The sequence below is a fragment of the Poseidonocella pacifica genome (assembly GCF_900111875.1).
In the GTDB taxonomy this organism is placed as follows: Bacteria; Pseudomonadota; Alphaproteobacteria; order Rhodobacterales; family Rhodobacteraceae; genus Poseidonocella; species Poseidonocella pacifica.
The window spans coordinates 1-26,687 of record NZ_FOJU01000005.1 but is presented as its reverse complement, the minus strand read 5'-3'; the positions used below and the strand labels follow the sequence as shown (position 1 = coordinate 26,687).

Below are 26,687 nucleotides of genomic sequence, written 5' to 3'. Positions count from 1 at the left end.
CATCCATACGCGGGGAATTGAACCATGGGTTTCTTCTGGAACGCGCCGAAGGGCGGAAAATCGCAAGCGGCCAAGTTCCGCCTGAACGACATCATCTTCGGTAGCCACCGTGGTGATGAAATCGACAGCGGGATGGGCTACGACACCGTCTTTGCCCTCGGCGGCGATGATATCGTGCGACTGGGAGAAAGCGGTCTTGTTTTTGGCGGCTGGGGCAATGACTTTATCTTTGGTGGTACCGGCTCGCTTCATGCGTTCGGAGGCTTTGGCAACGACACGATCTCTCTTGCGGATGGATTCAACCACATAGACGGTGGCCATGGCTTTGACACCGCTGTTATTGCCGGGTCGATCACCGAATATTCGTTCACCAGCCGCGGACGCAATACGACGATCCTCTCGTCGGACAGCGGCACAGATGTGCTGAAATCCATTGAGGCACTGCGTTTTGACGACTTCACCTATTATACCGATGGGCGGAACAACGAGGTGTTGGCGAGTGACGATGCGGTAGCCACAGCCGAAAATGACTTGCTCACGATCGCGGCAACCGCGCTTCTCGCAAACGACCGGGACTTTGACGGTGACGCACTATCCGTCACTGGGGTGGATGCGAACAGCACGGCAGGTGCCTCAGTAAGCTTTGACGGCACAAACGTCACCTACACGCCGGGCGCCCTATTCGACGGGTTGGCCGAGGGAGAGACCGCGACCGACAGCTTTACATACCAGGTCAGCGATGGCGAAGGCAGTATCGTCAGCGCCACGGTCACCGTAACGATTGAGGGCCGCAACGACGCGCCGGTTCTGGCAACTGCCGCCAACTACGACGTAGCGGAGAACTCCACAGCCGTTGTCGCCGCGCTGACCGCTTCCGATGCGGAAGGCGATGCGCTGACCTATTCGCTATCGGGCGCGGACGCAGGCTTCTTCACGATCGACGCAGCGACGGGCGCGCTCGATTTCGCCGTGGCACCGGATTTCGAGACGCCGCTTAATGCCGATGGCGACAATGTCTATGACCTGACCGTCACCGTCAGCGATGGCTCGGACAGTGACAGCCGCGACATCACGGTAAACGTCACCGATGTGCTAGAGATCAACGCCCGCATCAATGAATTGCACTACGACAATGTCGGCGGTGACACCGGCGAGTTTGTCGAGGTGCGCGTCGGCGCGGGGCAAGATGCCTCGGGGCTTGGCGTGGTCCTCTACAACGGTGCGAACGGCGCGCTCTACAATACCTTGGCTTTGCCTGCTGCCCCCACGTCGACCACGGGGGGGTATGATTATTACCTGATCGAATTGCCCTCCAACGGCTTGCAGAACGGCAGCCCGGACGGGCTGGCACTGGTACATGGCACGGACGTTCTGGAATTCCTGTCCTACGAGGGAACGCTGACGGCGACGGATGGCCCGGCAGCCGGCCTGACCTCGACAGATATTGGGGTGGCTGAAAGTGGATCGACCCTCGTTGGCGCATCGCTGGAGCGTGCCGAAGACGGTGACGCATGGTCTGTGGCCGAAACGGATACCCGCGGCCTGAACAACGATTACGAGCCGCCTTTCATGGGCCGTATCAACGAAGTGCACTACGACAATGCCGGCGGTGATATCGGCGAATTTGTCGAGGTGCGTGTTGCTGCGGGTACCGATGTATCGGGCACAACGGTCGAACTTTACAACGGTGCCAACGGATCGCTCTACAACACGCTCTCCTTGACCGGTTTGTTGGCCAGCACCTCCGGCGGGTTCGACTACTACCTCATCGAATTGCCTGCGAATGGTCTGCAAAACGGCAGTCCGGACGGGCTGGCGCTCATCAACGAGAGCAGCGTGGTGGAATTTCTGTCTTACGAAGGCACTTTCACCGCGACGGATGGCACGGCCGCGGGCCTGACCTCAACCGATATCGGTGTCGCCGAAAGTTCATCGACCGAAGTGGGGTTCTCCCTGCAACGGAACGAAGACGGCGACGATTGGCGCGAAGCTGATGCGGACACGCGCGGTATGGTGAACACTGCGGCTGCAGCTCTTTTCGTGGGCCGTATCAACGAATTGCACTACGATAACGCTGGCGGCGATATCGGTGAGTTTGTTGAAATCCGTGTTGCCGAAGGGACGACCGTGGCCGCCACCACGGTCGAGCTTTACAATGGGCTCAACGGGACAGTTTATAACACGCTATCCTTGCCGGGGGCTCCGTCCAGCACCTCGGGAGGGTATGATTACTATCTGATCGAGTTGCCGTCCAACGGCCTGCAGAATGGCTCGCCGGATGGTCTTGCCCTGATCAATGACGGTATCGTGGTCGAGTTCCTGTCCTACGAGGGCACGTTGACTGCGGCGGACGGCTCGGCCGCAGGCCTGACCTCAACCGATATCGGTGTACAGGAAACCGCTTCGACCATCATTGGCCATTCACTGCAAAGGGACGAGACGGGCGACAACTGGGCAGAACCGGCCGCTGAAACGCGCGGTGTTGCAAACGACGCCACCTCCGACGGTGATGCGATCCCCGCGCCTTACGCCTTTGATTTCGACACCGAGTTTACTGACGCCGACTGGCAGGCCATCTCGGTCGATGGCGACGCGGCCAACACTTGGTACGGTTCCACTTTTAGTGGCGATGGTTTTGCTGCCGTCAACGCCTTTGGTGACAGCGTTGCAGCAGACGACTGGTTGATCTCACCCGAGATTGATATCTCCGGCCTAACCAACCCAGTTGTCAGCTTCGCGAATACCAAGAACTTCGACGATACCGGTCTGGCCGATCCCGAAGTGACCTTTCTCTACTCCACGGACTACAGCGGCAGCGGGGATCCATCCACGGCGACATGGATCGAACTGCCATACAGCGCCTCAACCGGCAGCTACGCTGAGGCGTCCTCTGGAGAGATTGACCTCTCTGGCGTCCCCGCGGACGCGGTGCACTTTGCCTTTCGCTATCAATCCTCAGGCACGGACGGCGGCAGTAGCTCGCTGTGGCAAATCGACGACTTTTCAGTAGGGGAGGCGACAGATTCCCCTCCGCCGCCGACCGAGACCACGCTGATTTCGACCATTCAGGGAAGTGGCAGCGCGTCCTTCCTAGAAACTCAGATCGTGACAGTCGAGGCAATCGTCGTCGGTGACTTTCAGAACGGAAGCGCCGGTGTGGATGGCGATCTGGACGGCTTCTATCTGCAAGAGGAAGACGCTGATGCCGACGGCGATCTGATGACCTCCGAAGGCATATTCGTCTACGAAGCCGCGCTTTCACTGATGAACGTGCAGGCGGGTGACCTCGTACGGGTTACTGGCACCGTGGCGGAGTTCTTCAACGAAACGCAACTGACGTCGATCAGCGCAATCGAAGTGGTCAGTAGCGGAAATCAACTGCCCACGGCGGCGACGATCACCTTCCCCGTGGCCAATGTAACCGCGAATTCAGACGGCGCGCTGATAGCCGATCTTGAGGCTTACGAGGGGATGCTTGTCACAGTCTCGCAAGAGATGACGGTCAGTGACTTCTACACCTTGGGAAGATTTGGTGACATCGGGCTGAGCGCTCAGGGTCTGGTAGAGACGTTTACGCAGGCCAACACGCCGGATGTTGCAGGATTCAACGCCTTCATCGAGGAGCAGGTCAAGAACACGCTCATCATCGACGATGGTTCCACCATTCAGAACCCTTCGGTCATTCCGTTTGAAATTGCCGGGGAGCCGGGCCGTATCGCGGGCGAGTTTGACGCCGAAGATGGGCTGAGCGCGGGCGATACCGCCTCGGGCTTGACCGGCGTATTGCGCTATTCCCGTGCGTCGGGTGGTTCGGGCGACGAGATTTACCGTTTGAACCTGACACAGGATGCGGGCTTCGTGGACACCGCCCCGCGCGAGACCGATGCGCCGGATGTCGGGGGATCGCTGACCGTCGCTTCGTTCAACGTGCTGAATTTCTTCACCTCACTGGGCGATGAGGGCCTGACTTCCGGGCCAAGCGGGCTTGAGGTGCGCGGTGCCGGCAATGCTGAGGAATACAGCCGGCAACTGGACAAACTGGTTTCGGCAATCGGGGCGATGGACGCGGATGTGATCGGCCTGACGGAGCTTGAGAATGAAATCGGTGATCAGAACGGAGATGGTCAGTTTGCAATCGGTGCGCTGGTCGATGCATTGAACGCGGCTGACCCTGCTGCCAATTACCAATACGTCGATCCCGGCGTCGATTATGTGGGCAGCGACGCGATCATGGTTGGTATGATCTATGACGCGGACACGGTCCGGATCGCCCCCGGCACCACGGTCGAGATCCTGACCGATGCCGACCTCGCAGGGCTCGGCGTCGATCCGGGCAACCCCGTCTTCGAGGGTTCGGGTACCAGCCGCGTGCCATTGGCAGCCAGCTTTGAGGAGATTGCCAGCGGCGAGGTCTTTACAGTCGCCGTCAACCATCTGAAATCCAAGGGGTCGGTCAGTCCCTTCGGGGACAATGCAGGGATCGGTGACGGGACCGGCAACAACAACGAGGCCCGAACGCAGGCTGCCGCCGCGATCGACGCTTGGCTGGACAGTGATCCCACCGGCTCGGGGGACAGCGACGTTTTGATCATCGGCGATCTGAATGCTTATGCCAAAGAGGACCCGATCACCCTGCTGGAAAGCGAAGGCTATCAGAACATGGTCGAGGAGTTCCTGGGCGCGGATGAGTTCGAGCTCTCCTTCGGCTTTCCGGTCGATCTCGATCTGGCACCGCAGGCACAGACATTTGGCGCATTGGACCACGCGCTGGCCAGCGGCTCTCTTTCAGGCCAAGTCACCGGTGCGGCAGAATGGCGGATCAATGCGCTGGAAGCCGCAGTGCTGGACTACAATACCGACTTTGCTCCAGCGGATCAGGTGGCTGACCTCTATGGTATCGACCCGTACCGTTCTTCCGACCACGATCCGCTGCTGATCGGTCTGGATCTTGGCGGCGATTACTTGGCGTGACCTGATCCCCTGTAAGTGGGAGAGGTCCCAAAAACATGCAGCGGCGCATGAGCCGTTGCATGCCGCCCTTCTGGTGAGTGAAGATCTAGCCTTGAATCGGCTGCAACTCATTGGATCGGCGAAGAATTTATCGTGTGGGTTCTTATTTTCGACCGCGCGCTCAGACAATCGCCTCTTGGGTATGCCCGGTGTCGTTGCGGAATTCACCGCTGAGGCGTAGCTACCCCTTTCCCCTTTTTCGTCAGGCGATGCGGATGGTCTTGGCAGTTGCGAGGGCGTTGAAGCGGTTCATGAGCGCGATGCGGACGTGGATTTCAGCGCTTGGAGGCTCGTGCATCGATGCGTTTGCGTGCGTGGGATCCAGCCCAGCGCTTCCAGAAAACCCTACCGTAGGGCCGGGTGGCGCGCAGAGTGACTTTTTCGGGCCCGAGCGGCGGAACAGTCCTCTTGCAAAGATCGCCCGTTTTTACGGATCGGAATAATGTGGATAGCGTCGCGAGCAATGATGGCGCGTGTCACAGGCGCCGCCGGCAGTCACAGTGCCTATCTGCTCTGCCTCGGGCATTTGATTGAGTAGGTCAGGACGGCTCGGGCCATCACCGTCACGGCTGGGGGGGGTGAATTCCAAGGCGCGGATGTCTGGCGTGGCCCCATCCATCGCTTGATCCCGGTGCTGCCTAACAGCAGGTTTAGAGGTCCATCCGCACGGCGATACGGGATCTGCACGGCTGAGTTTTTCTGCCTACGGGTAAGAGTCTAAAAGTCTGGCATCCGCCAGTCCATCCTAGCCATCCATACCGTGCTAGCGACCATCCCGGCGGTCTGGGCGAAGCGGCAGCTTGAACAGCACTTTGATTGACAAGCGGAATGGGATGATGGCGTCGGACAAGACCGGCGGGAGTCCGACCCACCAGTCACGCGGCGCGTTCCAAGTCATGCCCTTGTCGATCCAGATACGCAGGGATCCTCGCTTGCGCAGCGCCGCGCTGTAATTGAAGCGGTTCGTTGTGCGGTAGCGGGCGGGATATCGTTTGGTCATGCACCGCATCCATGGCGGCAGACTTGTGAAACATCGGCCTGCCCGGTCGGTGTATTTTCGAAACCGGGACGTACCTCGGGCCGGTTAAATTTCCTTCGGCCGTTGCGCGTGTTCACTGTGCCATTCAGCAATAAAGTGTACGAAGTGCCGCGTCAGGCTTTCCCGGCGGGAGGTGTCCGGCCAGACGGCGAAGTAGCCCAGCGGTATCAGTCGCCAGTCAGGCAGCAGACGCACAAGGTTTCCCTCGGCTTCGCCGCGAGCGGCGAGGTGTTCCGGCACGACTGTGGCACCGAGGTTCTGACAAGTGAAATGATAGAGCGCGTCAATACTGTCGACCTCAAGTCGTGACTGCCCCAAGACCTTGGCAGTCTCGCCCTCCGGCCCATGCAGAGTGGTGTAGTCAGACCGGTGCTTGTACCGAAGCCAGTCCCAGTCCTCCAATTCGGAGGGTCTGCTTGGACGCGGGCGTGTGGCGGCATATCCGGTCCCCGCCACAAGCGCGCGCTCACTTTCACCCAGCTTTCGCGACATCATTGAGCTGTCGTCCAGCCATCCCGCGCGGATATTCACGTCGTACCCATCGTCCAGAAGATCCGTGCGCCCATCGGTGAAGGTCAACGAAACGGCGACCTGCGGGTGCCGCCGGACAAATTCCGCCATGGCCGTGGCCAGCTCCGAAGAGGACATGTAGGCTGGCATCGATACACGTAGCGCGCCCACCGGTTCCAGTGACAGGGCGTTGAGTTCGTTCAACCCGCTTTCCGCGCTGCGCAGCATCTCTGCCGCCCGGGCATAGAACATGCGCCCCTCGTTGGTCAGCGCGATCTTGCGCGTCGTTCGATACAGCAAGGTGACACCAAGGAAATTCTCAAGATCGGAGACCGTCTCGCTCACCCGTGACGGCGCAAGGCCGATAGCTTTTGCCGCGCCCCGAAAGGACCCTTCGTCGACGACCCGCGCAAAAATCGCCATGTGCCGTAGATACTCGATCATTGTTCCGCTCACCCGAACTATGACTTCCGAAATCGATGGATACCCGGATCAATGCGGCAGGGATAGATGTTCGTTGCAACAGAAGGAACACCGACATGAACGCGAGCACATATTTCAAAACGGAAAATGCCGAGCGGTATCTGGGCACGCTTTGCAAACATTTCGGACACAAGGTTCCAGTCACCCATGAAGCCGGGTGCGGTCGGATCGAATTGCCGTTTGGGCAATGCATGCTGCGGGCAGACGCTTCGGCCCTGAACCTGACTGCCACAGCCCCTGACAAAGCTCAGGTCGACAAAACGATCGAGGTGATTTCCAGCCACCTCGAACGCTTCGCCTTCCGCGAGAATCCGACCCTCGACTGGACCTATTCGGACAGCAGTGTCAGCAGCACTGCCGCCTGAACCACCAAAGTCAGCCTGTTCCCAAACCCAGTGTGCAGCCCTTCGGGCTTTACAGGGGTCCTCCTTTGTCCAATTGAAATGGATACCACCATGAAACTGAACCAACTTCTTGCATCGGCAGCACTCATCGCGACCCTGCCATTCAGCGCGCTGGCGGACAGCGCCGACGCCAAGGCCCTCGTCCTCCAAGCACTGGAAAAAACGTTGGTGGCGGGCGATGTGGATGCCGTCGATCAGTATTTCGCCCAAGACATCGTTCAGCATAACGAGATGTTCGCCAGCGGCATCGACACGCAGAAGGGCGTTGTTGCCTTCCTTGCGGGCAAAGGCACCTTCAAGGCAGACTACCTGCGCGTCATCGCCGACGACGACCTTGTCGCCGTGCACGCCCGCTATGAGGGCTTTGGCGAAACGCCGATGATCGCGTTCGATGTGTTCCGCGTTGAGGATGGCAAGATCGCAGAGCATTGGGACAACCTCATCCCCGAGCTTTCCGTGAACCCCTCGGGGCGGACCCAGATGGACGGCGCGACCGAGATCGCCGATCTAAACCAGACCGACGCCAACAAGGCCAAGGTGGAACAGTTCATTACCCGCGCGCTGATCAAGCACGAGCAGGTGGATTACACCCAGTACATCAACCCGGCGCATTACCATCAGCACAACCCGATGGTGGCCGACGGGCTGGACGGCTTTGGCGCCTTCATGGCCGAGATGTCCCAGAAAGGCATCACCATGGATTACACCGAGATCCACCAGGTGATCGGCGAGGGCAACTTCGTGCTGACCCTATCCGAGGGCGCGCTAGGGAATGAGCCGACGGCGTTCTACGACCTCTTCCGGCTCGAAGACGGGCTGATCGTCGAACACTGGGACGTCATCGCGCCGATGCCTGGCCCCGATGCCCCCCACAACGAAGCCGGCAAATTCTGACCACTTGCGCCCAAAAGCGCGCCAACCAAGGAGCATGAGACGTGTACCGCGGAGCCTTTTGACCACCACGCTTGGCGCGTCGCTCGCGACCATTCTCGCACAACACGCAGGAGCACAGGACATGAACGAGCAGACCCAAGCCAGCTTTGATACCGTCATGGCATTCATGGGCGCGATGGGATCGGGCGACATGGAAACCATGGGCAAGCTGATGGCCGATGACATGGTCTGGCACAACGAAGGCGACCCCTCCCTGCCCTGGATCGGCGGCGCGAGCGGCAAGAAGAACATCTTCGACTTCCTCGCCGTGTTTTCCCAGAACCTGCAAACCACCATGTGGGAAAACACCGACGCCTTCGCCTCGGGCGACACGGTAGCCGTCTTTGGCAGGATGAACGGCGTCACCCCCCATTCCGGCAAGGAAATCGGTGCGTTCTCTTTTGCCCTTCGCGCCAAGGTGCGGGATGGTCAGGTGGTGCTGTGGCACTGGTTCGAAGACAGCTTCGCCGTCAGCCAGGCGTATCACGGCTGATCCGCGCCCCCTGGCAGAGCCACCCGCGCCGGTGGCCCTGCCCAACCCGATCTGAGGACAGACCATGACCTATGCCGTTACCGCCGTGTCGGGCCAGCTTGGCCGGGCGATTGCCGAAACCCTTGTCGCGCTGCCGGGCGGCGTTCCCGTTGTCGGGCTGGCCCGCAGCCCGGGCAAGGTCGCCGATCTGGGCATCGATCTGCGCCCAGGCGATTATGAAAGGCCCGAACAGCTGCAAGCCTCGCTTACCGGGGTCGATGCGCTGGTGATCGTGTCCGGCATGGCCCCGCCGGACCAGCGCATCCAGCAGCACCGCAACGTGATCGACGCCGCACGCGCCGCCGGCGTGCAAAAGCTGGTCTACACCAGCATCATCGGCCCCGAAGAGGGAACGCGCTTTTCCCCCGTGGTGCAAAGCAACCGCCAGACCGAAGCGGACATCCGCGCCAGCGGGCTGGACTGGGCCATCGGGCGCAACGGCATCTATATCGAGCCGGATATCGACTATATCGACAGCTACAAGGCGCGCGGCGAAATCGCCAACAGTGCTGGACCTGGCAAATGCGGCTACACCACGCGGTCGGAACTGGCCCATGCCTATGCCGCGCTGCTGACCCGTGACGATCTGAACGGCGGCACCTTTGATCTCAACGGCAAGCCGATCACGCAAGCAGAACTGGCTGGGTATCTGAACCAAACCTTCGGCACTCAGCTGATCTATCGCGAAATGACGCCCGAGGACTTTGTCGCCGACCGCAGCGCCGAACTGGGCGATTTCATCGGCCCGATCATTGGCGGCATCTACGAGGGCATCCAGCAAGGCGCCTATGACCGGCCCGGCGATTTCGAGGCCGTCACCGGCCGCCCGCACCAACCGTGGGAGGCGCTTTTTTCCACCCTCCGCGCCTGACCCCCGACGGAAACGCTGCGCTGCGGCGTGAAACAATTCACCCATCCTCCGGCCACGCGGCCGATCTCCACAGGAAAGGCGGTAGGCATGCAGTTACGACTCTCTCCCTACTGGCTATGGGCGCTGCTGGCGCTGCCGGGCGTCGGCATCCTCGCAAGTATCCTTGGCGCGGCCGGCACTGAGGCCACCGTGGCAGCCATCCATGAGGCTCTGCACCCCACCGGGGAATTCGGCGCGCGCTTCATGATCATCGCCATGCTGGCCTCACCGCTGGCGCTGGTCTTGAAGGGCTGGCGCGGGCCGCGCTGGCTGAAGAAGAACCGCCGCTATTTCGGCATTGCGGCCTTTTTCTACGCGCTGGCGCATACGGTGCTGTACCTTGTCGATATTGGCACCGTTCAGAAGGTTCTGACTGATCTACCCAAGCTCTACATCTGGACCGGCTGGATCGCCTTCGTGATCTTTGTGCCGCTGGCTATCACCTCGTCGGATTACTTTGTCCGCAAGATGGGCCGCAAATGGAAGACCTTGCAACGCGCGACCTATGCTGCGGCGGTGCTGACCCTGTTGCACTGGGCGGCGCTGCACGATTGGGGTGGCCTTGGCCCCGCACTCATCCATTTCGTTCCACTCGGCCTGCTGGAGGCCTATCGCATGTGGTACTGGTACCTTCGCCCACGTCCACAGGTGGCGTGAGAACGTACGGCGTTCCGAATGTTCTGCGCGTCGAGAGCCGCTTCGCGGTTGGGTGGCCGTGCGATGCTGCTCCGAGAACTGGCAGCATCGGCGGCAGGGCGATTTACTGCTTCGGCCCGTTCGCGAGGGCCCCGCAGAAAGCCGGGAAGTGCGTTTTCACTGCAAGGGCGCGGTAAGATTGGATCGATAACCACAGCCGACCTTCAAATGGTAACGAGGTGGGAATTCTCTCTGCGTTGCCGCAAGTTGGATCCGAGCCCAAATTACTTGAGTTCTGCAATGAGGCGAATGACCTCTGTCAAACGAGAAGCACAGGAGCTTTTACGACTGTTTGGAGCCTGGAATTTCATGCTTTATGGATGAGAGGTTCATCTACAAGGATGTGAAAGAATCAAAATTCCAAGTCGCGAGGCACAGTGTATGGAAATCACGTTAGTGCGCCGAAATCTGGGCGGTAAACTTATGAAGTTCGTGCAAAAATCGGAATGAATTTTTTAAAAGAAGACTAGTTTATTGTTTGGCCAACAGGCCGCTGCCATTCAATTGAATGGTACCCCCTAAACGTGCGTCAAGAACCATCTGTATCTCAGATCGGCCATATTTGGTGCAGTGATTTAACGACGCCACTGAGAACAACGGCGCCTCAACCACCCATGCGCCCAAGCAGGTACAACTCAAGTTGTACGAGTGCATCATAGATTAACACCGCAAAAAGCCCGACGATCAATCCGCCCTGTAAGACATACGCGGTGTTGTTGGTCAAAAGACCGGCGATGATAACCTCTCCCAGAGTTCGGGCCGCAACCGTAGAGCCTATCGTAGCCGTGCCCAAGGCGATGACAATGGAGAGCCGGATGCCCGTCAGGGTCACCGGCAACGCCAGCGGTAGTTCGACCCGCATAAGGCATTGCCAGCGACTAAGGCCGATACCGCGTGCGGCCTCCATTGTGGCGCGAGGCAGATTGGTCAGCGCAGTGACGGCGTTCTCAAATATCGGCAGCAAGCCATACAGAAAAAGCGCCACCAACGTCGGTCCCGCGCCAAAACCCAAAGCAGGGACAGCAAGCGCAAGCACGGCGACGGGCGGGAAAGTCTGGCCCATATTCGTGATCGTGCGCGACAACGGTCGAAATGCAGCACCGGCCGGACGCGTCACGAGGATGGCAAGCGTCACAGCGACAATCGTCGCCGCAGCGGAGGCAAGTGCCACAATTGCAAGGTGGCTAACCGACAGGGACAACATTGATGCCCGCTGATAGATCACCGGGCCGCCTTCGGGTGCAAAAGGTGCAAATATCGGAACAAACCATTCGGGCCTCAGCACCAAAGCCAGCAGAAGCGCGATCAGCGCAGGGCGAAGGATCAGCCCTATTTTCATGCGTGTGCCCCGGCGCGTGCGCGAATGGCTTTGAGTGTCACACGCCCTACAACTTTACCCCCTCTGCTGGCGGGCAAGGCATCGCGCCCGGTCCATAGACAGGCCGAGAGGGCGTCGCGCAAGCTTGCGGTTTCTGGCATTGCTTCTCCCTCTGCTTCACCCGGCTCAATGATTTCGGACACTGAGATCAACGACAAAAGCCGCAGGGGCCGCTCGACATCTCCGACCATGTTTGCCACGAAGTCTGTCGCGGGACGGGCGATGATTTCGGCTGGGGGAGCATATTGTACCAGCTTTCCAGCGTCCATCACTGCTACGTGGTCCCCCAAACTGATAGCCTCTTCCATGTCATGGGTCACCAACATGATCGTCGATCCCAGCTTGCGCTGGATCTGCCGCAGGTCTGCCTGCGCGCGGGTCCGGATGATCGGGTCCAATGCACCGAAAGGTTCGTCCATCAGCAACAGATCAGGCCGAGGTGCCAGCGCGCGCGCTACACCGACACGCTGTTGTTGCCCACCGGACAGTTCGGCCGGAAAACGGTCGCGGAATTCTGCGGGGTCCATTGAAAATAGCGCGAGCAATTCGTCGACGCGCGCATTGATTTTGTCGCGGGACCATTTCAGCAATTCGGGAACCGCGCCGATATTGCGAGCTACCGTATGGTGCGGGAACAGTCCGTGGCCCTGAATGGCGTAGCCGATGCGCCGTCGCAGAAGATGCGGTTTTAACGATGAGGTGGATTTACCGTTGATCCGCACTTCGCCTGAGGTCGGTTCCTCAAGGCGGTTTATCATACGCAATAAAGTGGTTTTTCCAGACCCCGAGGTACCAACAATCACGGTGATTGATCCGGTCTCCACCGTCATGGATACGGCATCGACGGCGTTTACCGTGCCATAGGTTTTGGTGATGCGGTCTATCTCGATCATGCTGCTTCCTCGGGTGTTTGACGAGTGAGCTCGACCACAATATCCATCAATATCGCCGCCGCTAGGGCCAGCACAACCGTGGGTAATGCGCCCAACAGGATCAGATCGGTAGCGGTCTGGTTCAACCCCTGAAAGACGAATGTCCCGAACCCGCCGCCACCGATTAGCCCGGCAATGACGGCAAGGCCGATGTTCTGCACAAGCACGATGCGCAGACCGGTCAGGATGATCGGCAGACCAAGCGGCAACTCAATGCGCAACAGACGCTGGCCGCGCGTCATTCCCATGCCGCATGCGGCCTCCAGCGCGGCGGGCGGCGTAGAGGCGAGGCCAGCAACCGTGTTCCCTACGACAGGAAGCAGCGAATAGAGTAATAGGGCAAGAAATGCCGGGGCAAACCCAATCCCCGCGATGCCGATTGCTTGCGCGCCCGGAACGGTATTTCCGACCCACCCAAGGATTGGGATCATCAGCCCGAACATGGCAAGGGATGGAATGGTCTGCAAAAAACTGAGCACCGGCAGGGTTGCACTCCTTAGTGCCGCGCGGTGATGACACAGGATGCCAAGTGGAAAGCCGATCACCGCTGCCGCTGCAAGTGACCCGAAAGAAAGCCCCAGATGCCGCACAAATTCCGTAAAGAACGCGTCGCGACGACCGGAAAATTCTTGGAGGACCGACAAGTCGGACAGCAGGCCTGAGCGAAAAATAAAGACCAGTACAAAGAGAAATGCGACCAATATTATACCGCGCATAAACGGCCCCGGTTTCAGGGCGGCCAATGCATCAGCCATCAGCAGCATAAAAATGACCAGCAGGAACCAAAAGCCTGCCGCTGGTGAAACGCGTGCATACTCTCCGCCTTGAGACAGAAGAACGGGCGCACTCCGTGAGAGCAACCAGAGCAGCCCCGTCAGGCCAAGAACAGCTCCCAGAAAACGCAGGCGTGTCCGTCCTGCGACGAGGCCCATCGCCAAACCCATGGCCACCGCCGCCACACCGGGAGCGGTGATTTCAGGCCCTGCAATGCGCCATGCAACAATGCCATCACCCGCAACAATGCGATTGGCTGCAAGTGTCATGAAAGGGACCAGCAATGCGGCCAATCCCAGAACGGCAAAAAGCAATCCGGGCGGTGAAATGTGTGTGCGAATGCCCGTCATGCTCCGGGCTCTACGCAATCAATCCAGAAAACCCGTTTCAGTCAGGTATTGGCGCGCCACGTCTTCAGCAGGCTCTCCGCCGACTTGGATACGACCGTTCAACCGTTGCAGAGTCTGCATATCAAGACCGGCAAAGATCGGGTTCAGAATTTCCGGTATGGAGGGATACTCCGCCAAAACGTCAGCCCGCACGATTGGAGCAGGCTCATAAACTGGCTGCACGCCTTTATCGTCTTCCATCACCACAAGTCCGGTCGCGCCAACACCCCCGTCAGTGCCGTAAACCATGGCTGCGTTGACGCCCGAAGTGCCGCGTGCGGCGGCCTGGATTGTTGCGGCCGTGTCGCCACCGGACAGGATTACCGTTTGATCGGAAGTCAGGCTAAACCCGTAAGTGTCCTGCATTGCTGGCAGGACCGCGGGAGAAGAAACAAACTCTGTCGAGGCCGCAAGTTTGACGTCGCCGCCAGCCGCAACCCAAGCGCCAAAGTCAGACATCGTCACCAAGTCATTCTCCGCAGCAACGTCACCAGTCACCGCGATGGCCCAAGTGTTGTTCGCGGGCGCGGAATCAAGCCATGTGACGTTGTTCTGCTCACTATCCAGCTCCGCGGCGCGCGCATGAGCGGCGGCAGGATCCTTCCAGACGTCGCTGTCTGCTTCATTAAAGAAAAACGCCGCGTTGCCGGTATATTCGGGGTAAATATCAATTTGGTTGGACAGGAGCGCTTCGCGCACAATCTGCGTGCCGCCAAGCTGCAAGCGACGCACGACTGGCAGGTCTGCGTCTTCCAGTGCCAAAGCAATGATATTGCCCAGCAAACCGCCCTCGGTGTCGATTTTGGAAGAAACAGTAACATCGGCAGTAGCAGCGGTCGCCAACAGAGCGGAAAGGCTTACTGCCGAAACAAATTGGCTGAATTTCATGATTTACTGCTCCGATATAGCAGGGTTGTGGTTACGGCAAAACTACGTGTCGCTTTAGCGTAGCTCAAAAGGCATTGAAGCCAAGTCCTGTCTCATCTCACACTCTCCAGAGGTTACGACGAGCAGCAAGCGCGACGGAACAGCCCAAGCGGCGCGCCTGCCTAGCAGGTCGACATTTTCGAGCTGAACGCCGCCTGCTTTTACGAACTCGCCTTCGGCGCCTCGGCCTGAACAAAAGTGATCCGTGGTTATGAGGTCCGGGTCGGCAAATGGGCCTCGTGCCCCACGACGGGCCTTGGACCAGCCTTCGAGCTTTGTCTGCTCCCGTTGCGGCATCGTCCCAGTCTACCATCTCGTGCGCCGTCGTAGCGAAAGCCTGAAGCGAGTCCGAGTGTCCTTCCCGAAGAACTCTGCCACGGTCCGTACGTGCCATCGCTCGGCGCTCCCGCAGACGAAACGACCCTGACCATCAATGATCTTGACCCTCTCGACACTCACGACGTCCTGTTGCTGACAATCGACGCCAACACCGGAAACGCCCACGCCTACTCGGCTTCGTGAGGGGCAAACCGCTGTAGAGCAGCGTGAGCTAGGTCGTGGGTCAAGGAGTATGCCGTCGTCTCGCGCCCGAGCGGGGCGCCTTGACCGCAGTAGTGAGCGCTGAAATCCCGGTTCCCTATACGCTCGGCCGCGGCGCCTAGTGGATCTGTTGCAGAGAACCCATAGGGAAAAGCGGGGCGTCTTGAGATATCGGGCCGAGTTCGCGCGCCATCCGTTTGGCGAGCACGCGAGTCGGTCGCCCGGAAATCACATTGCAGACTGCGGTTTCGCCATTGGCGGCATCGGCCAGCGCCTGCCGGTAGAGCGGGCTGATGGTCGCCTCTTCGGTGAACAGGTACGCCGATCCGATCTGTACCGCACTCGCCCCCAGCGCGAAGGCAGCGACGATGCCGCGCGCATCTGAGATACCCCCCGCAGCGATGATCGGCAGATCGACCGCATCGGTACTCTGCGGCACCAGCGCCAGGGTTCCGGTCTGACTGCCGCGATTTTCGGTCAGGAACATGCCGCGGCGGCCTCCGGCCTCAAAGCCTTGGGCAATAATCGCGTCGCAACCATTCGCAGCCAACCATCACGCCTCGTCCACCGTTGTGGCCGCAGAGATAACCTTGCAGCCTGCGCCCTTGACCCAAGAAACCAGCGCGGGTTCGGGCAGGCCGAAGTGAAAGCTGACCACGGTTGGCGCGAAGGCCACGATGACCGCGCCGCGCGCCGCGTCAAACGGCTGGAGGGGGCCGGCGGACAGAGCATCAGGGGCGTCGAGCCCGAACTTTGCGCAAAAGTCCGACAGCTTGCCCAGCCAGGCGGCGTCGCGCGGGATCGTCCTTGGGCGCGGCGTGGGCGAAGAAGTTCACGTTCAGCGATTTGACGGTTTGTTCCCGCGCAGTCGTCAGAACACCGCGCAGGCCAAGGAACCAAGCCCGCCTGCCGCGCTGACGGAAAGCGCCATGTCAAGTCCGCCGGCGTCGGCCATTGGTGCCTGGATGATGGGATGGTCGATGGAGAACAGGTCGCGAAGACGCGTGTCGGGCCCCATGGGAAGCTCCTTTTCTGGCAGGTGTCGGATCGGCGGCTGTTGGGAGAACAGGAGTGTCACTTGTAGGGCGCACCCGTCCTCTCACAGAGTGCTTTCAGCCTTTGCAGACTGTCCTGCGGCCAGGTTGTCTTCTGGTCGTAGAATACATCGGCCGCAGGCGTTTCGTCCAAAATGATGTACCAAGGCAGATTGGAGGCGGAGTGAATGTGCACGCCGGGCGGCATGAGGGACGGGTCGTCCAGCGTGCCCACTCGCAAGAAGCGCTGATGTTCGCCCTGGTTGGTGATCAGGTAGTTGCTCCACAGCGCGACTTTGCACGACGCGCAGCGCGCGATGCGCTGTCCTCGATCGCTGGGCGTGTCGGTCACTTTCCTCGATCTCGCCCGGCAGCAGAATGACCCGGTCCGCTTCAATGAGCGCATTGATTGCGTTGGAACCGCCCGTCTGCCTCTGACAAATGAGGCAGTGGCAGGCTTGCACAATCATCGGCTCGGAGGTCACGCGGTAGCGCATCCGCCTTCGCAAAAGGTGGTATCATCCGTCATCGGGCTTCTCCCGCATTGCTGAGCGCATTGCCAGCCTGGCGCGTGGCCGGCTTCGTGGACAGACGGGTTGAAACCTGCTGGGGATCCCGAAGGGCCAGATACCAGATGTCCCATGCCAGCGCCTGATCGACGATGCCCTGGACGGTGCTGTCAGCGGCATCGGTCGTCACGTCGATGGCGATGCGGGTATCCAGCGGCGCCGCATTCCCCGCGCCCAGGCCGAACAGCGCGGCATCGTCGAAATCCATTTCGACCGAGACATCGACGGCCTCGAAACGGACGGACTGCCGCGCGGCGAGCATCTTGACGGCCATGGCGACGCAGGCGGCAATGGCGGCGCGGCCATGGAAGCCCGGTGAAAGACCGGCGCACTCGCCGCCCATCGCGCGGCCCATATCCAGCACCATTTCGAAACGGCCCTGTGTGACATGGCAGGCCAGACCTTCGCCGATGTGACCGTTGGTCCTTATCGTGCTTCGGGCCTTGCCCGGATCGGATTTCATGCGCGCGATCACGGCAGTCTGCGCGTCACGGATCTGCGCGTCGCGATCCATGCCCTGGGGGGATGCGGTCAAATGTCGGGTCATGTTGCTCTTCTTTCGGTTCAGGCCACTTGGCGGCCGGTGAATTGGACAAGGTGATCGGCAAGCGCGGCAGCATCGGCGCCGACGCCATCGATCAGCGATGACTTGCGGGTGCGCAGGAACGGAAGGCCCAGAACGTAGAGGCCCGGCGCAACGAGGCCGTCGCTGTGGACAAGCCGCCCCTTGCGGTCAAACACGGGCAGGTGAAGCCAACTGAAATCCGGCCGGAACCCGGTGGCCCAGATGACGGTAGATATCTGCTTGCGCATCAGGTCGAGCCGAAGCGTCGGGCTGGCGGGAACCTCGGTCGCGGGGAACCGTTCGGGCGGTGCCAGGCTATCGATTTCGGCCTCGTCCGCCCAGATGTCGAAGGTCGCCAGTGTCCTGTTCATTTTCAGATCGGACAACATGGCCGCATTGGCCAAACCTCCGGAGAACAGCGCCTCACCGTCACGTATGCCAGCAAGGCGGCCGACAACCTCGACGCCCGACCGCTGGAGCGCGTTGAGGTCGAGGAACTGCGCATCGGGATCGCCGACGAGTTGCAGCGACGGCACGGCGCGGGCGCGGGCAAGATCGTCGATCTCGCCGGTCGTGGTCGCGAGCAGCCCGGACTGCTCCATCCACCATTGGATGTCGCGCCCGCAATAATGCCTTGGCATGCGGATATGCTGACCTGCGGCAAGAGTGACCTCGTGCCCGGCCGCGCGGACCTCGGCGGCCAACTGGACCCCGGTAGCCGAGGCACCGACCACAAGAACGCTGCCGGCGCGCAGTTGTGACGGGTTGCGATAGTCCAGCGGGCTCAGTTGGTCGATGTGCCCGGGAAGCGCTGCGGCACAGGAGGGCACATGGGCGCGATTGCAGGCGCCGCTTGCCAGAACCAGATTGCGGCAGGCCCAGATGCCCTTGTCGGTTGTCACCCGGTATCCGTCCCCCAGGCTGGAAACTGATGTGACACTGGTCTGCGGCTCGACCGGGGCAGAGATTGCGGCGGCGTATCCATCAAGGAAGCCGACGATTCCGGCCATGTCCATGAAGCCATCCGGGTCGGACCCAGCATAGGTGCAGCCCGGCAGCCGGCTTTGCCAGTTCGGGGTCAGGAGCCGCAGGCTGTCCCAGCGTTCCGTCGCCCAGGAATTGGCGACCTTGCCGCGCTCGAGAAGCACATGCGGCACCGCGCGTTGTTGCAGGCAGTAGCTCATCGCCAGACCGGCCTGCCCGGCGCCGATGATGACCGTGTGAATGCGTCTCATGGGATGGTTCCTCGTCTGAACACCCAGCGTTTTTTGCAAATCGTTGCGATTACGGGTACTTGTCGGTGTTCACTCGGCCGAACCGTTGGCTCGGCCGAGTGACTGGGAGGTGTTACGCGACGGTGACGGCGACGTTGGTCGGGTTGGTCACGATGTCAAACACGGCGGAGCGCTTCTGCGACTGGGCAACCAGCGCGCGGATGTCTTCGTCGCTTGCATCGGCGTCGATCTCGAAAGATACGCGGATCGCCGAGAAGCCATTGCGGATTTCGGGATCCATGCCGAGGATGCCCTGAACATCAATGTCGCCTTCGACGGTGGCGCGAACCGAATGCAGCTGGATGCCGCGATGCTGGGCAACAGCCGCCACGCCGCCGGTCAGGCAACTGGCGAGCGCCGCCAGCACGATCTCGGTCGGGGTCGGAGCGCGGTCTGCCGCGGCAAAGACTTCCGGGTGATCGGATTCGATCGAGAACGTTCGCTTGCGCTCATGCTCTTGGCCGAGACCGAAATAGCCGCTGATCGAGTTGCGGTTATAGGTGCCCTCGATCCAGTCGCAGGTGCTCTTGAAGGTGAATTGCGCTGCGACAGGGGTTTCGGCAAACGCGCCGCGCGCGCCGATGAGGGCTTCGGTGTTGACGCCATTGTTGGCGGGGGTTGTGGATACGTAGGTCATTTCATTTCCTTTGGGTTGATTGGTTGGTTGAGTTCGAGGTTGTGGAATCGCGGGTAAGCGATCCCGGGTTTTGGTGCTGGCCCGGGCGGGCAACAGCAGGTGGGTCGGGTGCAGGTGCCGGCGCGTGTTGGCCGGATGGTGCATCCCACCGCCTGGCAGGTCTGGCGTGCAGGCGGGTTCGCGCCGCGGACGGCGGAATGGGGTGAATGGCGTGGCGAGCCTTGGGGCCTCGTTCGCCGTGCGGTCAACTCGGCGCCCGAGCGGTGATCAGCCAGGACGAGCTGTCCATCCAAAGGCCGCCTTCACGCGCCTCGACGTCTTCGAACAGCTCCGACAGAGCGATCACGATCTCGGCGCGGCGGGCGACACCCTGTGCACCGGCCTCGCGGTAGGTTTCCCCTGCCGGACCGACCGCAAGCTGGAAATTCACGGCGTCCTCGATATCGCGGCCGACCTGCACCTTGGCGTCGATCCGCTGGAACGCGATGTCGGTGAACCCGGCGGCCTTCATTTGAGCGCATGTCGTCTCTTCGTCCGCCATGGAGAACGGGCCGGGACCGCAGGTCCGCGCATCGGCACCTGGCGCGGGCAGATACCGGCGCACGACGTCTCGGGCCGCGATCAGCCAGGGATTGTCCTCGCGCCGGCGCCAGACGATATGCGCCATCCGACCGCCGGGCTTGAGAGAGCAACGCATGCTGCGCAATCCGGCCACCGGGTTTGAAAAGAACATCGTGCCAAAGCGCGAAAAGACGAAGTCGTACTGGGCGTCGCCCAAGTTTCGTTCGGCATCGCCGGTCTGGAACCGGACATTAGGCGCGAACCCGCGTTCCGGCCGGTTGCGGGCGATATCGAGGAAGGCATCGCAACAGTCGACGCCTACCACTCTCCCTTCTGGCCCGACGCGATTGGCCATCGCGATGGCGGTGTCGCCAAAGCCGCATCCGACATCCAGAACGTGGTCGCCGCGCGCGATCTCCAGCATCGGCATCACTGTCTCGCTGTGGCGCGACAACCCGCCTTCGAGCACGTGGCGATACTTGACGAATTTGGGGGCCAGCGTGTCGTTCCAGAATTCGACGAGCGGCGAGGCCGGCAGGATTTCGGGATCCTGTGTGGTGAATTCGTTTTGAAAAGTCATTTTCGTTTCTCCGGTAAAGGTCGCCTTGGGAATCGGCGAATTCGGTGTGGTTTCAGCCGCGCCAGTTGGCGGGTGCATCCCAGAAAGATCCGGCGGTTTTGTATCCTGCCTCCGCCGGGCTGATGCCGATATCGGACAGCTGGCGCGGAGTGAGATGGGAGAGGGCCAGCCTCTGACGGCGGAGTTCGAGAAGGCCCCGGGGATTGGTCCGCTTGACCGAACCGTCCTGTCGGAACCCTGATATTGCTTTGCTAAACATTGTTTTCTCTTCGGTTTTTCCTGGCGACGGGGTGTCCGTTCGCCGATGACCAAAGGAATAGATGAGCCAGGGCGGGCGAAATACTTCACCGCCAGAAGCAACCCGCTACAAAAAACGAAGGAATCTGCTACAATATGTGAAGTTCGCCACTGCCAAGGTGACGAGGAGGAGTGCTTATGAACTACAATCAGTTCTGCCCAATCGCGAAAGCCGCCGAGATCCTTGGCGAACGCTGGACCATTCTGATCTTGCGCGAAGTCCTGATGGGCGGGAGACGGTTCAGCACGCTACAACGCGGGCTGGGAGATATCTCACCGGCCCTTCTGACCAAGCGACTGAAGCAACTCGAAGAGCAGAACATGGTGATCCGTCGGCGCATCCCCGGTCAGAAAGGCTACGAATATTTTCCGACCGAGGCGTGTGAATCCCTGTTGCCGGTTCTGTTCGCACTTGGCGAATGGGGGATCATCTGGGCCAAGAACACGATCCTGGACCAGGATTTTGACGTCGAATTCCTAATGCTCTACCTTGAGCGCAGCATCGACCGCAAAAAGATCAAGGGGCAGGAAACGATCATCAAGTTCCGCTTCTCGGATCTGGAGGAACAACGTGACTGGTGGTTGGTCGTCAGCCCGGAAAAGTCAGAGGTTTGCATCAAGGATCCGGGCAAGGACATCAACGTCTATTTCAATTGCACGGTCCAGACCCTGTCGGACATCTGGATGGGCGACCGGACCTACCGCGATGCCATCAAGAACGGCGATCTGATAATGGATGGAGATCCAAGCCTGACCCGCACCGTAACGTCTTGGCTAAGACCGGGCGTATTCGCCAATTCGCCCCGCGATGTCGTGCACGGCGAAAGCCCAAGCCTTGGAGCTTTGTGACTGCCGTCAATTGAATCTCTCCTTACCGAGAGCGGTACGTTGATTTGCGCCTGCTTTTGGAGGCGCGAACGTTTCACAGTTGCCCACGAACTTGGCCACTACATGTTGCACCGCCCTAAGCTGGGTCAGGTCGACTACCCCAACGGACAGCTGAGCTGAAGCAGCGACTTCCAATGCCTGCTGCTCCAGTCGAATGCTTGGAAAGCAGCTGAAAAGCAGCGCGAAGAGGAGGCGGATACATTCGCGTCCTATCTTCTGATGCCTCTCGATGATTATCGCATTCAGGTCGGCGGGCTGGAAATGACCCGCAGCTTACTGGACCACATTACCGACCGGCATGGCGTATCGCTCCTCGCTGCTGTGAGGAAGTGGAACGAGTTTACTGATCGAGGCGCGGCGATGGTAGGCTCCAGACTCATTGTTCTATAGCCAGATCAAGACGGTTGCAGCGAGCGCGATGGCGGAGAGGAAAACCGATGGGCTTTTGTCATAGCGGGTGGCGACGCGACGCCAGTTCTTCAGGCGTCCGATCGTGATCTCGATCCGGTTACGTCGTTTGTAGCGGCGCTTGTCGTATCGGATGGGTTTGTCGCGTGGCTTTCGTCCAGGGATGCAGGGCTTTATCCCCTTGTCTACAAGGGCTTCACGGAACCAGCCCGCGTCGTATCCGCGACCTCCCAGCAGCCAATCGGCCGGTGGCTGGCTGTTCACCATAGCTCTGGCATCGGTGTGATCACTGACCTGACCGGCCGTTATGAAGATCCGGATCGGGTGTCCGATACTGTCGGCAACGGCATGCAGTTTCGTGTTCATGCCGCCCTTAGTTCGCCCAATCAACCGACCTTTCTTGTCGCTGGCCCCCTTTTTTCGACCGCAGGCTGGAGGCCGTACGGTGCGCCTTCAGGGACAGCCAGCTTCCGGCACGTGCCGGTATCACCCTCGATGGAGAGGCGCAGTCGCCCGAACTGACTTCAGCGATCGACGACCACAACCGCACCCTCGCGACCGTCATCGCTTGCGCACGAGCCGAGGCGGAAGCGCCGCTCCTGCATCGCATCGAGGTGTTGGAAAAAGCGCTGGCGCGAGAGAGCGTCGAGCGTCGGAATCTCGACCGCCTGGTCGATGACCTTGAAGCTGAGCTCGCCTCACGCGACGCGAGGCTCGCTGGCGCCCAAGCAGGAACCACAGGGCCCCGACTGATCATGCCGGGGCAGTGATGGATCACTGCTCCCCCAGAGCGTCAGTCCGGCCGGAGCGCCTATGGCACCACCTCCCGCCGGCGTTCCAATGTTGGCTACGAGGTTCATGTCCGCCGCCGGGCAGACTACCTCTCGGCGGGACTGAACGAGCCGACGCGCTTCGTCGGCGCCCGGCGGCTACTCGTGCCGCTGAAGCACAGCGGCTTCTCCATGTGCCGGGCCACCGGCTCGGCGGTGCTCGGTCGCCTCGGCGGGTCCGCCCTCGCGGCGATGAACGCGGTGCGCGGCCGCATCCACGCGGAGCGCGACATCGCGACAGAACGCCGGGCCGAGCGCCGTTCCCGCGCAGCTGTGGGCCGGGGGCGCAGCTTTACAGTCGAACGGCGTGCGCCGCGTTGCCTCGCCGTCGCAGGAAAGGCGGTGCAGCAATGACTGCGCTCCCGCCGAAGACTCTCGTCGAGCATCAGGTCGATCTCGTTCGCGTCGTCATCGAGCGACGGGCTGGCATGCCCCGGCATCTCACAGAACGGGTGATGCCGCATCTCGGCGCCGGCGCGCGGGCAATGGTCCGTGAGACCATTGAGCACCTCGACGACGAGACCGACATCGACGAGGCCCTCGCCGACTACCTCGATATCGCCATCGTCGAGATCCGTGGCGAGATCGCCGCCGGGACGACCGAGGAGAAGATCCAGATCCCGCCAGAGCGGCTGATCGGCTGCACCGAGGCCTTCGACCGGCACCGGCGGCTCTCGCAGGCTGCGGAGGCGCTTCAGGAAGCCCTGCCGCCGCTGGTGGAGCTGTATCACGCTGTCCGGAGGGCAATCGACTTCGCCGAGGCGATCAAGATGAGCATCCACATGATCAACCCGGACTGATACGATGGCGCCCGCCCGGGCGCCATCCCTTGAGGGGCCGAGAGGCCCCGGCGCCGGGACTGGATCGCCCGGCGTTCGGCGCGCCGGCGATGATCACCACTCCTTCGCTGCTACGAAGCTGCCGGCGCGCCATCCCACCATATCGAGGAGCCTCAATGAGACGATCGCTTTGTCGCCTGCGCCTATGCGTGCGCAGGCACCCTACCCTGTTCGTGCGCGCGGCAATGATCGTGCTGCTGCTTGTGCACGCTGCCCTGCTGTTCAAGTGAGATGGACGCGCCCGCGGGAAACACCCCGCGGACGCTGTTGGCCATGTTCCGTGCGACGGCCCGGATTGGGCGTCCACCGTGTCGGTTGTGTGCGTGCCCGAACAGGAAAGGACGCCGCCGATGCCCCTCGACAGACTGATCGACCTTCTCGCAGAAGCCGCGGTCCGCAAACTCTCGCAGCAGCGGGAACAGCAGGACGCGACACCTGACGCGATACCCCGAACCTACAGAAGATCGCCGCGCTGGACAGAACGATTTCTCAAGCTTTTGAAGCATCCCCTGCCCGCAACGGCCCCTGCCCCGTAAAGAGGTTTCCATGACTACACAAACCACCCCGACTTCCCCGCCCAAGGCTGTGATCTACGCGCGCTCGGCTATCCGCAATGACGCCGCGATTGCCGACCAGCGCGCCAAATGCACTGCCTACGCCGTCGCCAAAGGCTATAGCATCGAAGGCATCTTCAACGATAACGGGGTCACTGGCGTGGGAGAGGATCGTCCGGGCCTTCGCGGGCTGCTCTGGCGCCTGCGCGAGCGACAGGCCACCATCGTCATTGCGACAGAGCCGTCCCGCCTGTTTCGGGATGCGCAGATGCTCGCGGGCTTCAAGGCATCGTGCGCGGCGTTGGGGGCCGACATTTCCTATGCCTGCCGGACTGGCTCGGTGGAGGACCTGATGCCGCGACCCAGCGAGAAGAACATCGCCAAGCGTCAACGCCGATCCGACAGGGGGACGACGGTATGAGCCAGTATACGACGACCGAAGCGCCCCGCCGCGTCGCACTTTACGCACGCTACTCGACGGACATGCAGAACCCGATGTCGGTCGAGGATCAGTTCCGCCAGGCAGAGCGCTACGCCCGGCAGCAGGGCTGGACGATCGTCGAGCGCTTCTCGGACAGCGCGGTCAGCGGCACGGCGGGCCGGACCCGGCCCGACTTCATGCGCCTGTCGGACGCGCTCCACCGAGGGGGGTTCGACATCGTCCTCGCAGAGTCCCTCGACCGGATTTCTCGCGACCAGGAGCACTTGGCGGGCTTCTACAAGGCCGCGAAAACCGCGCGTGTCGAGATCCACACAATCGGGCGCGGCAAGGTGGATGCGCTCACACTGGGACTCTCGTCAATGATGAGCGCCATATTCCTCGAGGAGCTCTCGGACAAGGTGCGCCGCGGCATCGAGGGCAAGGTGCTGAGGGGCCTGAGCGGCGGCGGCCGCATCTATGGATATCGCCCCGGCACTGACGAGCGCGGTGCTCCGGTGAAGGGCACCCTGGCCATCGACGAGATCGAAGCCGCGGTCGTGCGGAGCATCTTCCACGACTACGCTGCCGGTGTCTCGCCCATCAAGATCGCCAGCCGCCTCAACGAGGAGGGCCTCCCCTCCCCGTCCGTGGGGTCGAAGCGCAAGTCGTCGGGCCATTGGAAGCAAAACACGATCAACGGCAACCGCGAGCGCGGCACCGGTATTCTCAACAACGAGCTCTATGTCGGGCGCCGTATCTGGAACCGCCTGTCCTACACGAAGCACCACCAGACTGAGAAAAAGCGCTCGAGGCTGAACCCGGAGAGCGACTGGCATATCGTCGAGGTGCCGGAGCTGAGGATCGTCAGTCAGGAGCTCTGGGACGCCGTGAAGGCGCGCCAGGCGGCGCAGACGAAGCGGGGATTGAAGATGGCCGCAACTGACCGGAACAAGCTTTCGTCGGGCCAGGCCCTGCGCCGTCGCAAGTATCTGCTGTCTGGGCTCCTGCACTGCGGGCTCTGTGGCGGACGGATGACCGTCGCCGGGGCTGGCAAATACAAAACCTACTACTGCGCCGACGCCAAGGAGAAGGGCCCCAGCGTTTGCATCGGGTTCCGGGGCCTGCGGGAGAGCGTGGCCCTACCTCTGGTGCTGTCGGGCTTGCGGGACGACCTGCTGAAGCCGGAGGCCTACGCACGGTTCCGGGATCGCGTTCACCACCAGTTGCAGGCGGCCCAAGGCGCCGCGGAGGACACGCTGCGCCTTCACGATGCGCGGGTGCGGCAGCTGGAGATGGAGCAACGCAATCTGATCGCCCTCGCGAAGCAGGGTCTGGCGTCGGACTCGATCGTCGCCGAGTCGAGAAAGATCGATGCAACCCTCGCGCGCCTCGCGGCCACCCGCGACGAGATCGTCCCGCCCGATATCGAGTTGCCCGAGGACCTGCCGGAGCTCTACCGGGACTTCGTGGACAATCTTGCCACCAGACTGACCGAGGCGAGCATCGTCAGCAGAGCCGCGGACGAGCTGCATGAACTAATGGATCGGATCGTCGTCAACTGGGATGACAAGGCGCAAGGCCACTCGCTGACAATCGAGGGCAACTTGTTGGAGATGCTACGCAAATCGGCGCCGAGGGAACTCGACGCCGTTCGTGGTGATGCAATTTTCGCTGAAGTTGGTTGCGGGAGTAGGATTTGAACCTACGACCTTCAGGTTATGAGCCTGACGAGCTACCGGACTGCTCCATCCCGCGCCAATTGGCCCTGCGGAT

The 26,687-nt window shown here is 61.1% G+C and carries 26 protein-coding genes, 1 tRNA gene and 3 pseudogenes; 12 read left to right on the top strand and 18 right to left on the bottom strand.

Translation table 11 applies throughout. The features are described 5' to 3' along the window. Positions 1 to 24 precede the first annotated feature (24 nt). Positions 25 to 4,971: an ExeM/NucH family extracellular endonuclease gene (locus BM234_RS14100; RefSeq protein ID WP_092066111.1), complete on the top strand. Its 4,947-nt coding sequence runs from the start codon at positions 25 to 27 to the stop codon at positions 4,969 to 4,971. Positions 4,972 to 5,212: 241 nt separating this feature from the next. On the opposite strand, the pseudogene BM234_RS14095 reads toward BM234_RS14100, so the two are convergent. Together BM234_RS14095 and BM234_RS14090 are read right to left on the bottom strand one after the other, a co-directional pair. After that, positions 5,213 to 6,010, bottom strand: a pseudogene (locus BM234_RS14095) (transposase). Positions 6,011 to 6,094: 84 nt separating this feature from the next. Next, positions 6,095 to 7,003 (bottom strand): LysR family transcriptional regulator, encoded by a 909-nt coding sequence (locus BM234_RS14090; protein WP_092066109.1) that lies wholly within the window; start codon positions 7,001 to 7,003, stop codon positions 6,095 to 6,097. 95 nt (positions 7,004 to 7,098) lie between these two features. Here BM234_RS14090 and BM234_RS14085 point away from each other — a divergent pair, with 95 nt between their 5' ends. From BM234_RS14085 to BM234_RS14065, 5 genes are all read left to right on the top strand, one after another. Then, positions 7,099 to 7,407, top strand: a complete 309-nt coding sequence (locus BM234_RS14085) for a DUF2218 domain-containing protein (protein WP_092066107.1) — start codon at positions 7,099 to 7,101, stop codon at positions 7,405 to 7,407. Between the two features lie 90 nt (positions 7,408 to 7,497). After that, positions 7,498 to 8,340, top strand: a complete 843-nt coding sequence (locus tag BM234_RS14080) for a nuclear transport factor 2 family protein (protein ID WP_217645979.1) — start codon at positions 7,498 to 7,500, stop codon at positions 8,338 to 8,340. Between the two features lie 34 nt (positions 8,341 to 8,374). Beyond that, positions 8,375 to 8,872 (top strand): nuclear transport factor 2 family protein, encoded by a 498-nt coding sequence (locus BM234_RS14075; RefSeq protein WP_245752661.1) that lies wholly within the window; start codon positions 8,375 to 8,377, stop codon positions 8,870 to 8,872. 64 nt (positions 8,873 to 8,936) lie between these two features. Further along, positions 8,937 to 9,782, top strand: a complete 846-nt coding sequence (locus BM234_RS14070; protein ID WP_092066103.1) for an NAD(P)H-binding protein — start codon at positions 8,937 to 8,939, stop codon at positions 9,780 to 9,782. Between the two features lie 87 nt (positions 9,783 to 9,869). After that, positions 9,870 to 10,478: a protein-methionine-sulfoxide reductase heme-binding subunit MsrQ gene (locus BM234_RS14065; RefSeq protein WP_092066101.1), complete on the top strand. Its 609-nt coding sequence runs from the start codon at positions 9,870 to 9,872 to the stop codon at positions 10,476 to 10,478. Between the two features lie 643 nt (positions 10,479 to 11,121). Here BM234_RS14065 and BM234_RS14060 read toward each other — a convergent pair. The 14 genes and pseudogenes from BM234_RS14060 to BM234_RS14010 form a co-directional block, all read right to left on the bottom strand. Continuing rightward, positions 11,122 to 11,856: an ABC transporter permease gene (locus BM234_RS14060; RefSeq protein ID WP_092066099.1), complete on the bottom strand. Its 735-nt coding sequence runs from the start codon at positions 11,854 to 11,856 to the stop codon at positions 11,122 to 11,124. After that, on the bottom strand, positions 11,853 to 12,788 hold the full coding sequence (locus BM234_RS14055) for an ABC transporter ATP-binding protein (protein WP_092066097.1): 936 nt from the start codon (positions 12,786 to 12,788) through the stop codon (positions 11,853 to 11,855). The genes BM234_RS14060 and BM234_RS14055 overlap by 4 nt, the downstream gene beginning before the upstream one ends. Then, entirely contained in the window at positions 12,785 to 13,759 is a 975-nt protein-coding gene (locus BM234_RS14050) for an ABC transporter permease (protein WP_245752660.1), read from the bottom strand. The genes BM234_RS14055 and BM234_RS14050 overlap by 4 nt, the downstream gene beginning before the upstream one ends. A 210-nt stretch (positions 13,760 to 13,969) precedes the next feature. Continuing rightward, positions 13,970 to 14,878, bottom strand: a complete 909-nt coding sequence (osmF, locus tag BM234_RS14045; RefSeq protein WP_092066095.1) for a glycine betaine ABC transporter substrate-binding protein OsmF — start codon at positions 14,876 to 14,878, stop codon at positions 13,970 to 13,972. 697 nt (positions 14,879 to 15,575) lie between these two features. Beyond that, positions 15,576 to 16,007, bottom strand: coding sequence for an NAD(P)H-dependent flavin oxidoreductase (locus tag BM234_RS17575; RefSeq protein WP_217645978.1), 432 nt, complete (start codon positions 16,005 to 16,007; stop codon positions 15,576 to 15,578). A gap of 3 nt (positions 16,008 to 16,010) precedes the next feature. Beyond that, on the bottom strand, positions 16,011 to 16,133 hold the full coding sequence (locus tag BM234_RS17750; RefSeq protein WP_281247975.1) for a hypothetical protein: 123 nt from the start codon (positions 16,131 to 16,133) through the stop codon (positions 16,011 to 16,013). 195 nt (positions 16,134 to 16,328) lie between these two features. Beyond that, positions 16,329 to 16,475: a nitronate monooxygenase gene (locus BM234_RS17570; RefSeq protein WP_217645977.1), complete on the bottom strand. Its 147-nt coding sequence runs from the start codon at positions 16,473 to 16,475 to the stop codon at positions 16,329 to 16,331. A 56-nt stretch (positions 16,476 to 16,531) separates the two neighbouring features. Further along, positions 16,532 to 16,843 carry a GFA family protein gene (locus BM234_RS14035; protein ID WP_483878461.1) on the bottom strand — a complete coding sequence of 104 codons (312 nt, stop codon included), beginning with the start codon at positions 16,841 to 16,843 and terminating at the stop codon, positions 16,532 to 16,534. A 19-nt stretch (positions 16,844 to 16,862) separates the two neighbouring features. Next, positions 16,863 to 16,961: pseudogene (locus tag BM234_RS17855) on the bottom strand (GFA family protein); the annotation flags it as partial. Between the two features lie 55 nt (positions 16,962 to 17,016). Continuing rightward, positions 17,017 to 17,607, bottom strand: a complete 591-nt coding sequence (locus tag BM234_RS14030; protein ID WP_092066093.1) for an OsmC family protein — start codon at positions 17,605 to 17,607, stop codon at positions 17,017 to 17,019. Between the two features lie 17 nt (positions 17,608 to 17,624). After that, complete coding sequence (locus BM234_RS14025; protein WP_092066091.1) at positions 17,625 to 18,860, bottom strand: NAD(P)-binding domain-containing protein; 1,236 nt, start codon at positions 18,858 to 18,860, stop codon at positions 17,625 to 17,627. Between the two features lie 112 nt (positions 18,861 to 18,972). After that, a complete protein-coding gene (locus BM234_RS14020; RefSeq protein ID WP_217645976.1) occupies positions 18,973 to 19,680 on the bottom strand; it encodes an OsmC family protein in 708 nt (235 codons plus the stop codon). 100 nt (positions 19,681 to 19,780) lie between these two features. Further along, a complete protein-coding gene (locus tag BM234_RS14015; protein WP_092066663.1) occupies positions 19,781 to 20,677 on the bottom strand; it encodes a class I SAM-dependent methyltransferase in 897 nt (298 codons plus the stop codon). A 52-nt stretch (positions 20,678 to 20,729) separates the two neighbouring features. Beyond that, complete coding sequence (locus BM234_RS14010; RefSeq protein WP_092066087.1) at positions 20,730 to 20,936, bottom strand: DUF1127 domain-containing protein; 207 nt, start codon at positions 20,934 to 20,936, stop codon at positions 20,730 to 20,732. A gap of 176 nt (positions 20,937 to 21,112) precedes the next feature. Between BM234_RS14010 and BM234_RS14005 the strand changes: the two genes are divergently transcribed. Both BM234_RS14005 and BM234_RS17870 read left to right on the top strand, forming a co-directional pair. Next, a complete protein-coding gene (locus BM234_RS14005; RefSeq protein WP_092066085.1) occupies positions 21,113 to 21,823 on the top strand; it encodes a winged helix-turn-helix transcriptional regulator in 711 nt (236 codons plus the stop codon). A 177-nt stretch (positions 21,824 to 22,000) separates the two neighbouring features. Next, positions 22,001 to 22,252 (top strand): ImmA/IrrE family metallo-endopeptidase, encoded by a 252-nt coding sequence (locus BM234_RS17870; RefSeq protein WP_483878460.1) that lies wholly within the window; start codon positions 22,001 to 22,003, stop codon positions 22,250 to 22,252. Here the strand turns inward: BM234_RS17870 and BM234_RS14000 are convergent. Then, a pseudogene (locus BM234_RS14000) lies at positions 22,247 to 22,727 on the bottom strand (IS5 family transposase); the annotation flags it as partial. The gene BM234_RS17870 and the pseudogene BM234_RS14000 overlap by 6 nt on opposite strands. A gap of 529 nt (positions 22,728 to 23,256) precedes the next feature. Here BM234_RS14000 and BM234_RS13995 point away from each other — a divergent pair. From BM234_RS13995 to BM234_RS13975, 4 genes are all read left to right on the top strand, one after another. Beyond that, entirely contained in the window at positions 23,257 to 23,454 is a 198-nt protein-coding gene (locus BM234_RS13995; RefSeq protein WP_139226808.1) for a hypothetical protein, read from the top strand. Continuing rightward, complete coding sequence (locus tag BM234_RS13990) at positions 23,451 to 23,900, top strand: hypothetical protein (RefSeq protein ID WP_092066081.1); 450 nt, start codon at positions 23,451 to 23,453, stop codon at positions 23,898 to 23,900. Before BM234_RS13995 ends, BM234_RS13990 begins: the two co-directional genes overlap by 4 nt. A 585-nt stretch (positions 23,901 to 24,485) precedes the next feature. Further along, the gene (locus BM234_RS13980; RefSeq protein ID WP_092066077.1) at positions 24,486 to 24,914 is read left to right on the top strand and encodes a recombinase family protein; all 429 of its coding nucleotides are present in this window, start codon (positions 24,486 to 24,488) and stop codon (positions 24,912 to 24,914) included. Beyond that, positions 24,911 to 26,614, top strand: a complete 1,704-nt coding sequence (locus tag BM234_RS13975) for a recombinase family protein (protein ID WP_092066075.1) — start codon at positions 24,911 to 24,913, stop codon at positions 26,612 to 26,614. Before BM234_RS13980 ends, BM234_RS13975 begins: the two co-directional genes overlap by 4 nt. On the opposite strand, the gene BM234_RS13970 is transcribed toward BM234_RS13975, so the two are convergent. Continuing rightward, positions 26,593 to 26,669: transfer RNA gene (locus BM234_RS13970), tRNA-Met, on the bottom strand. The genes BM234_RS13975 and BM234_RS13970 overlap by 22 nt on opposite strands. Positions 26,670 to 26,687 lie beyond the last annotated feature (18 nt).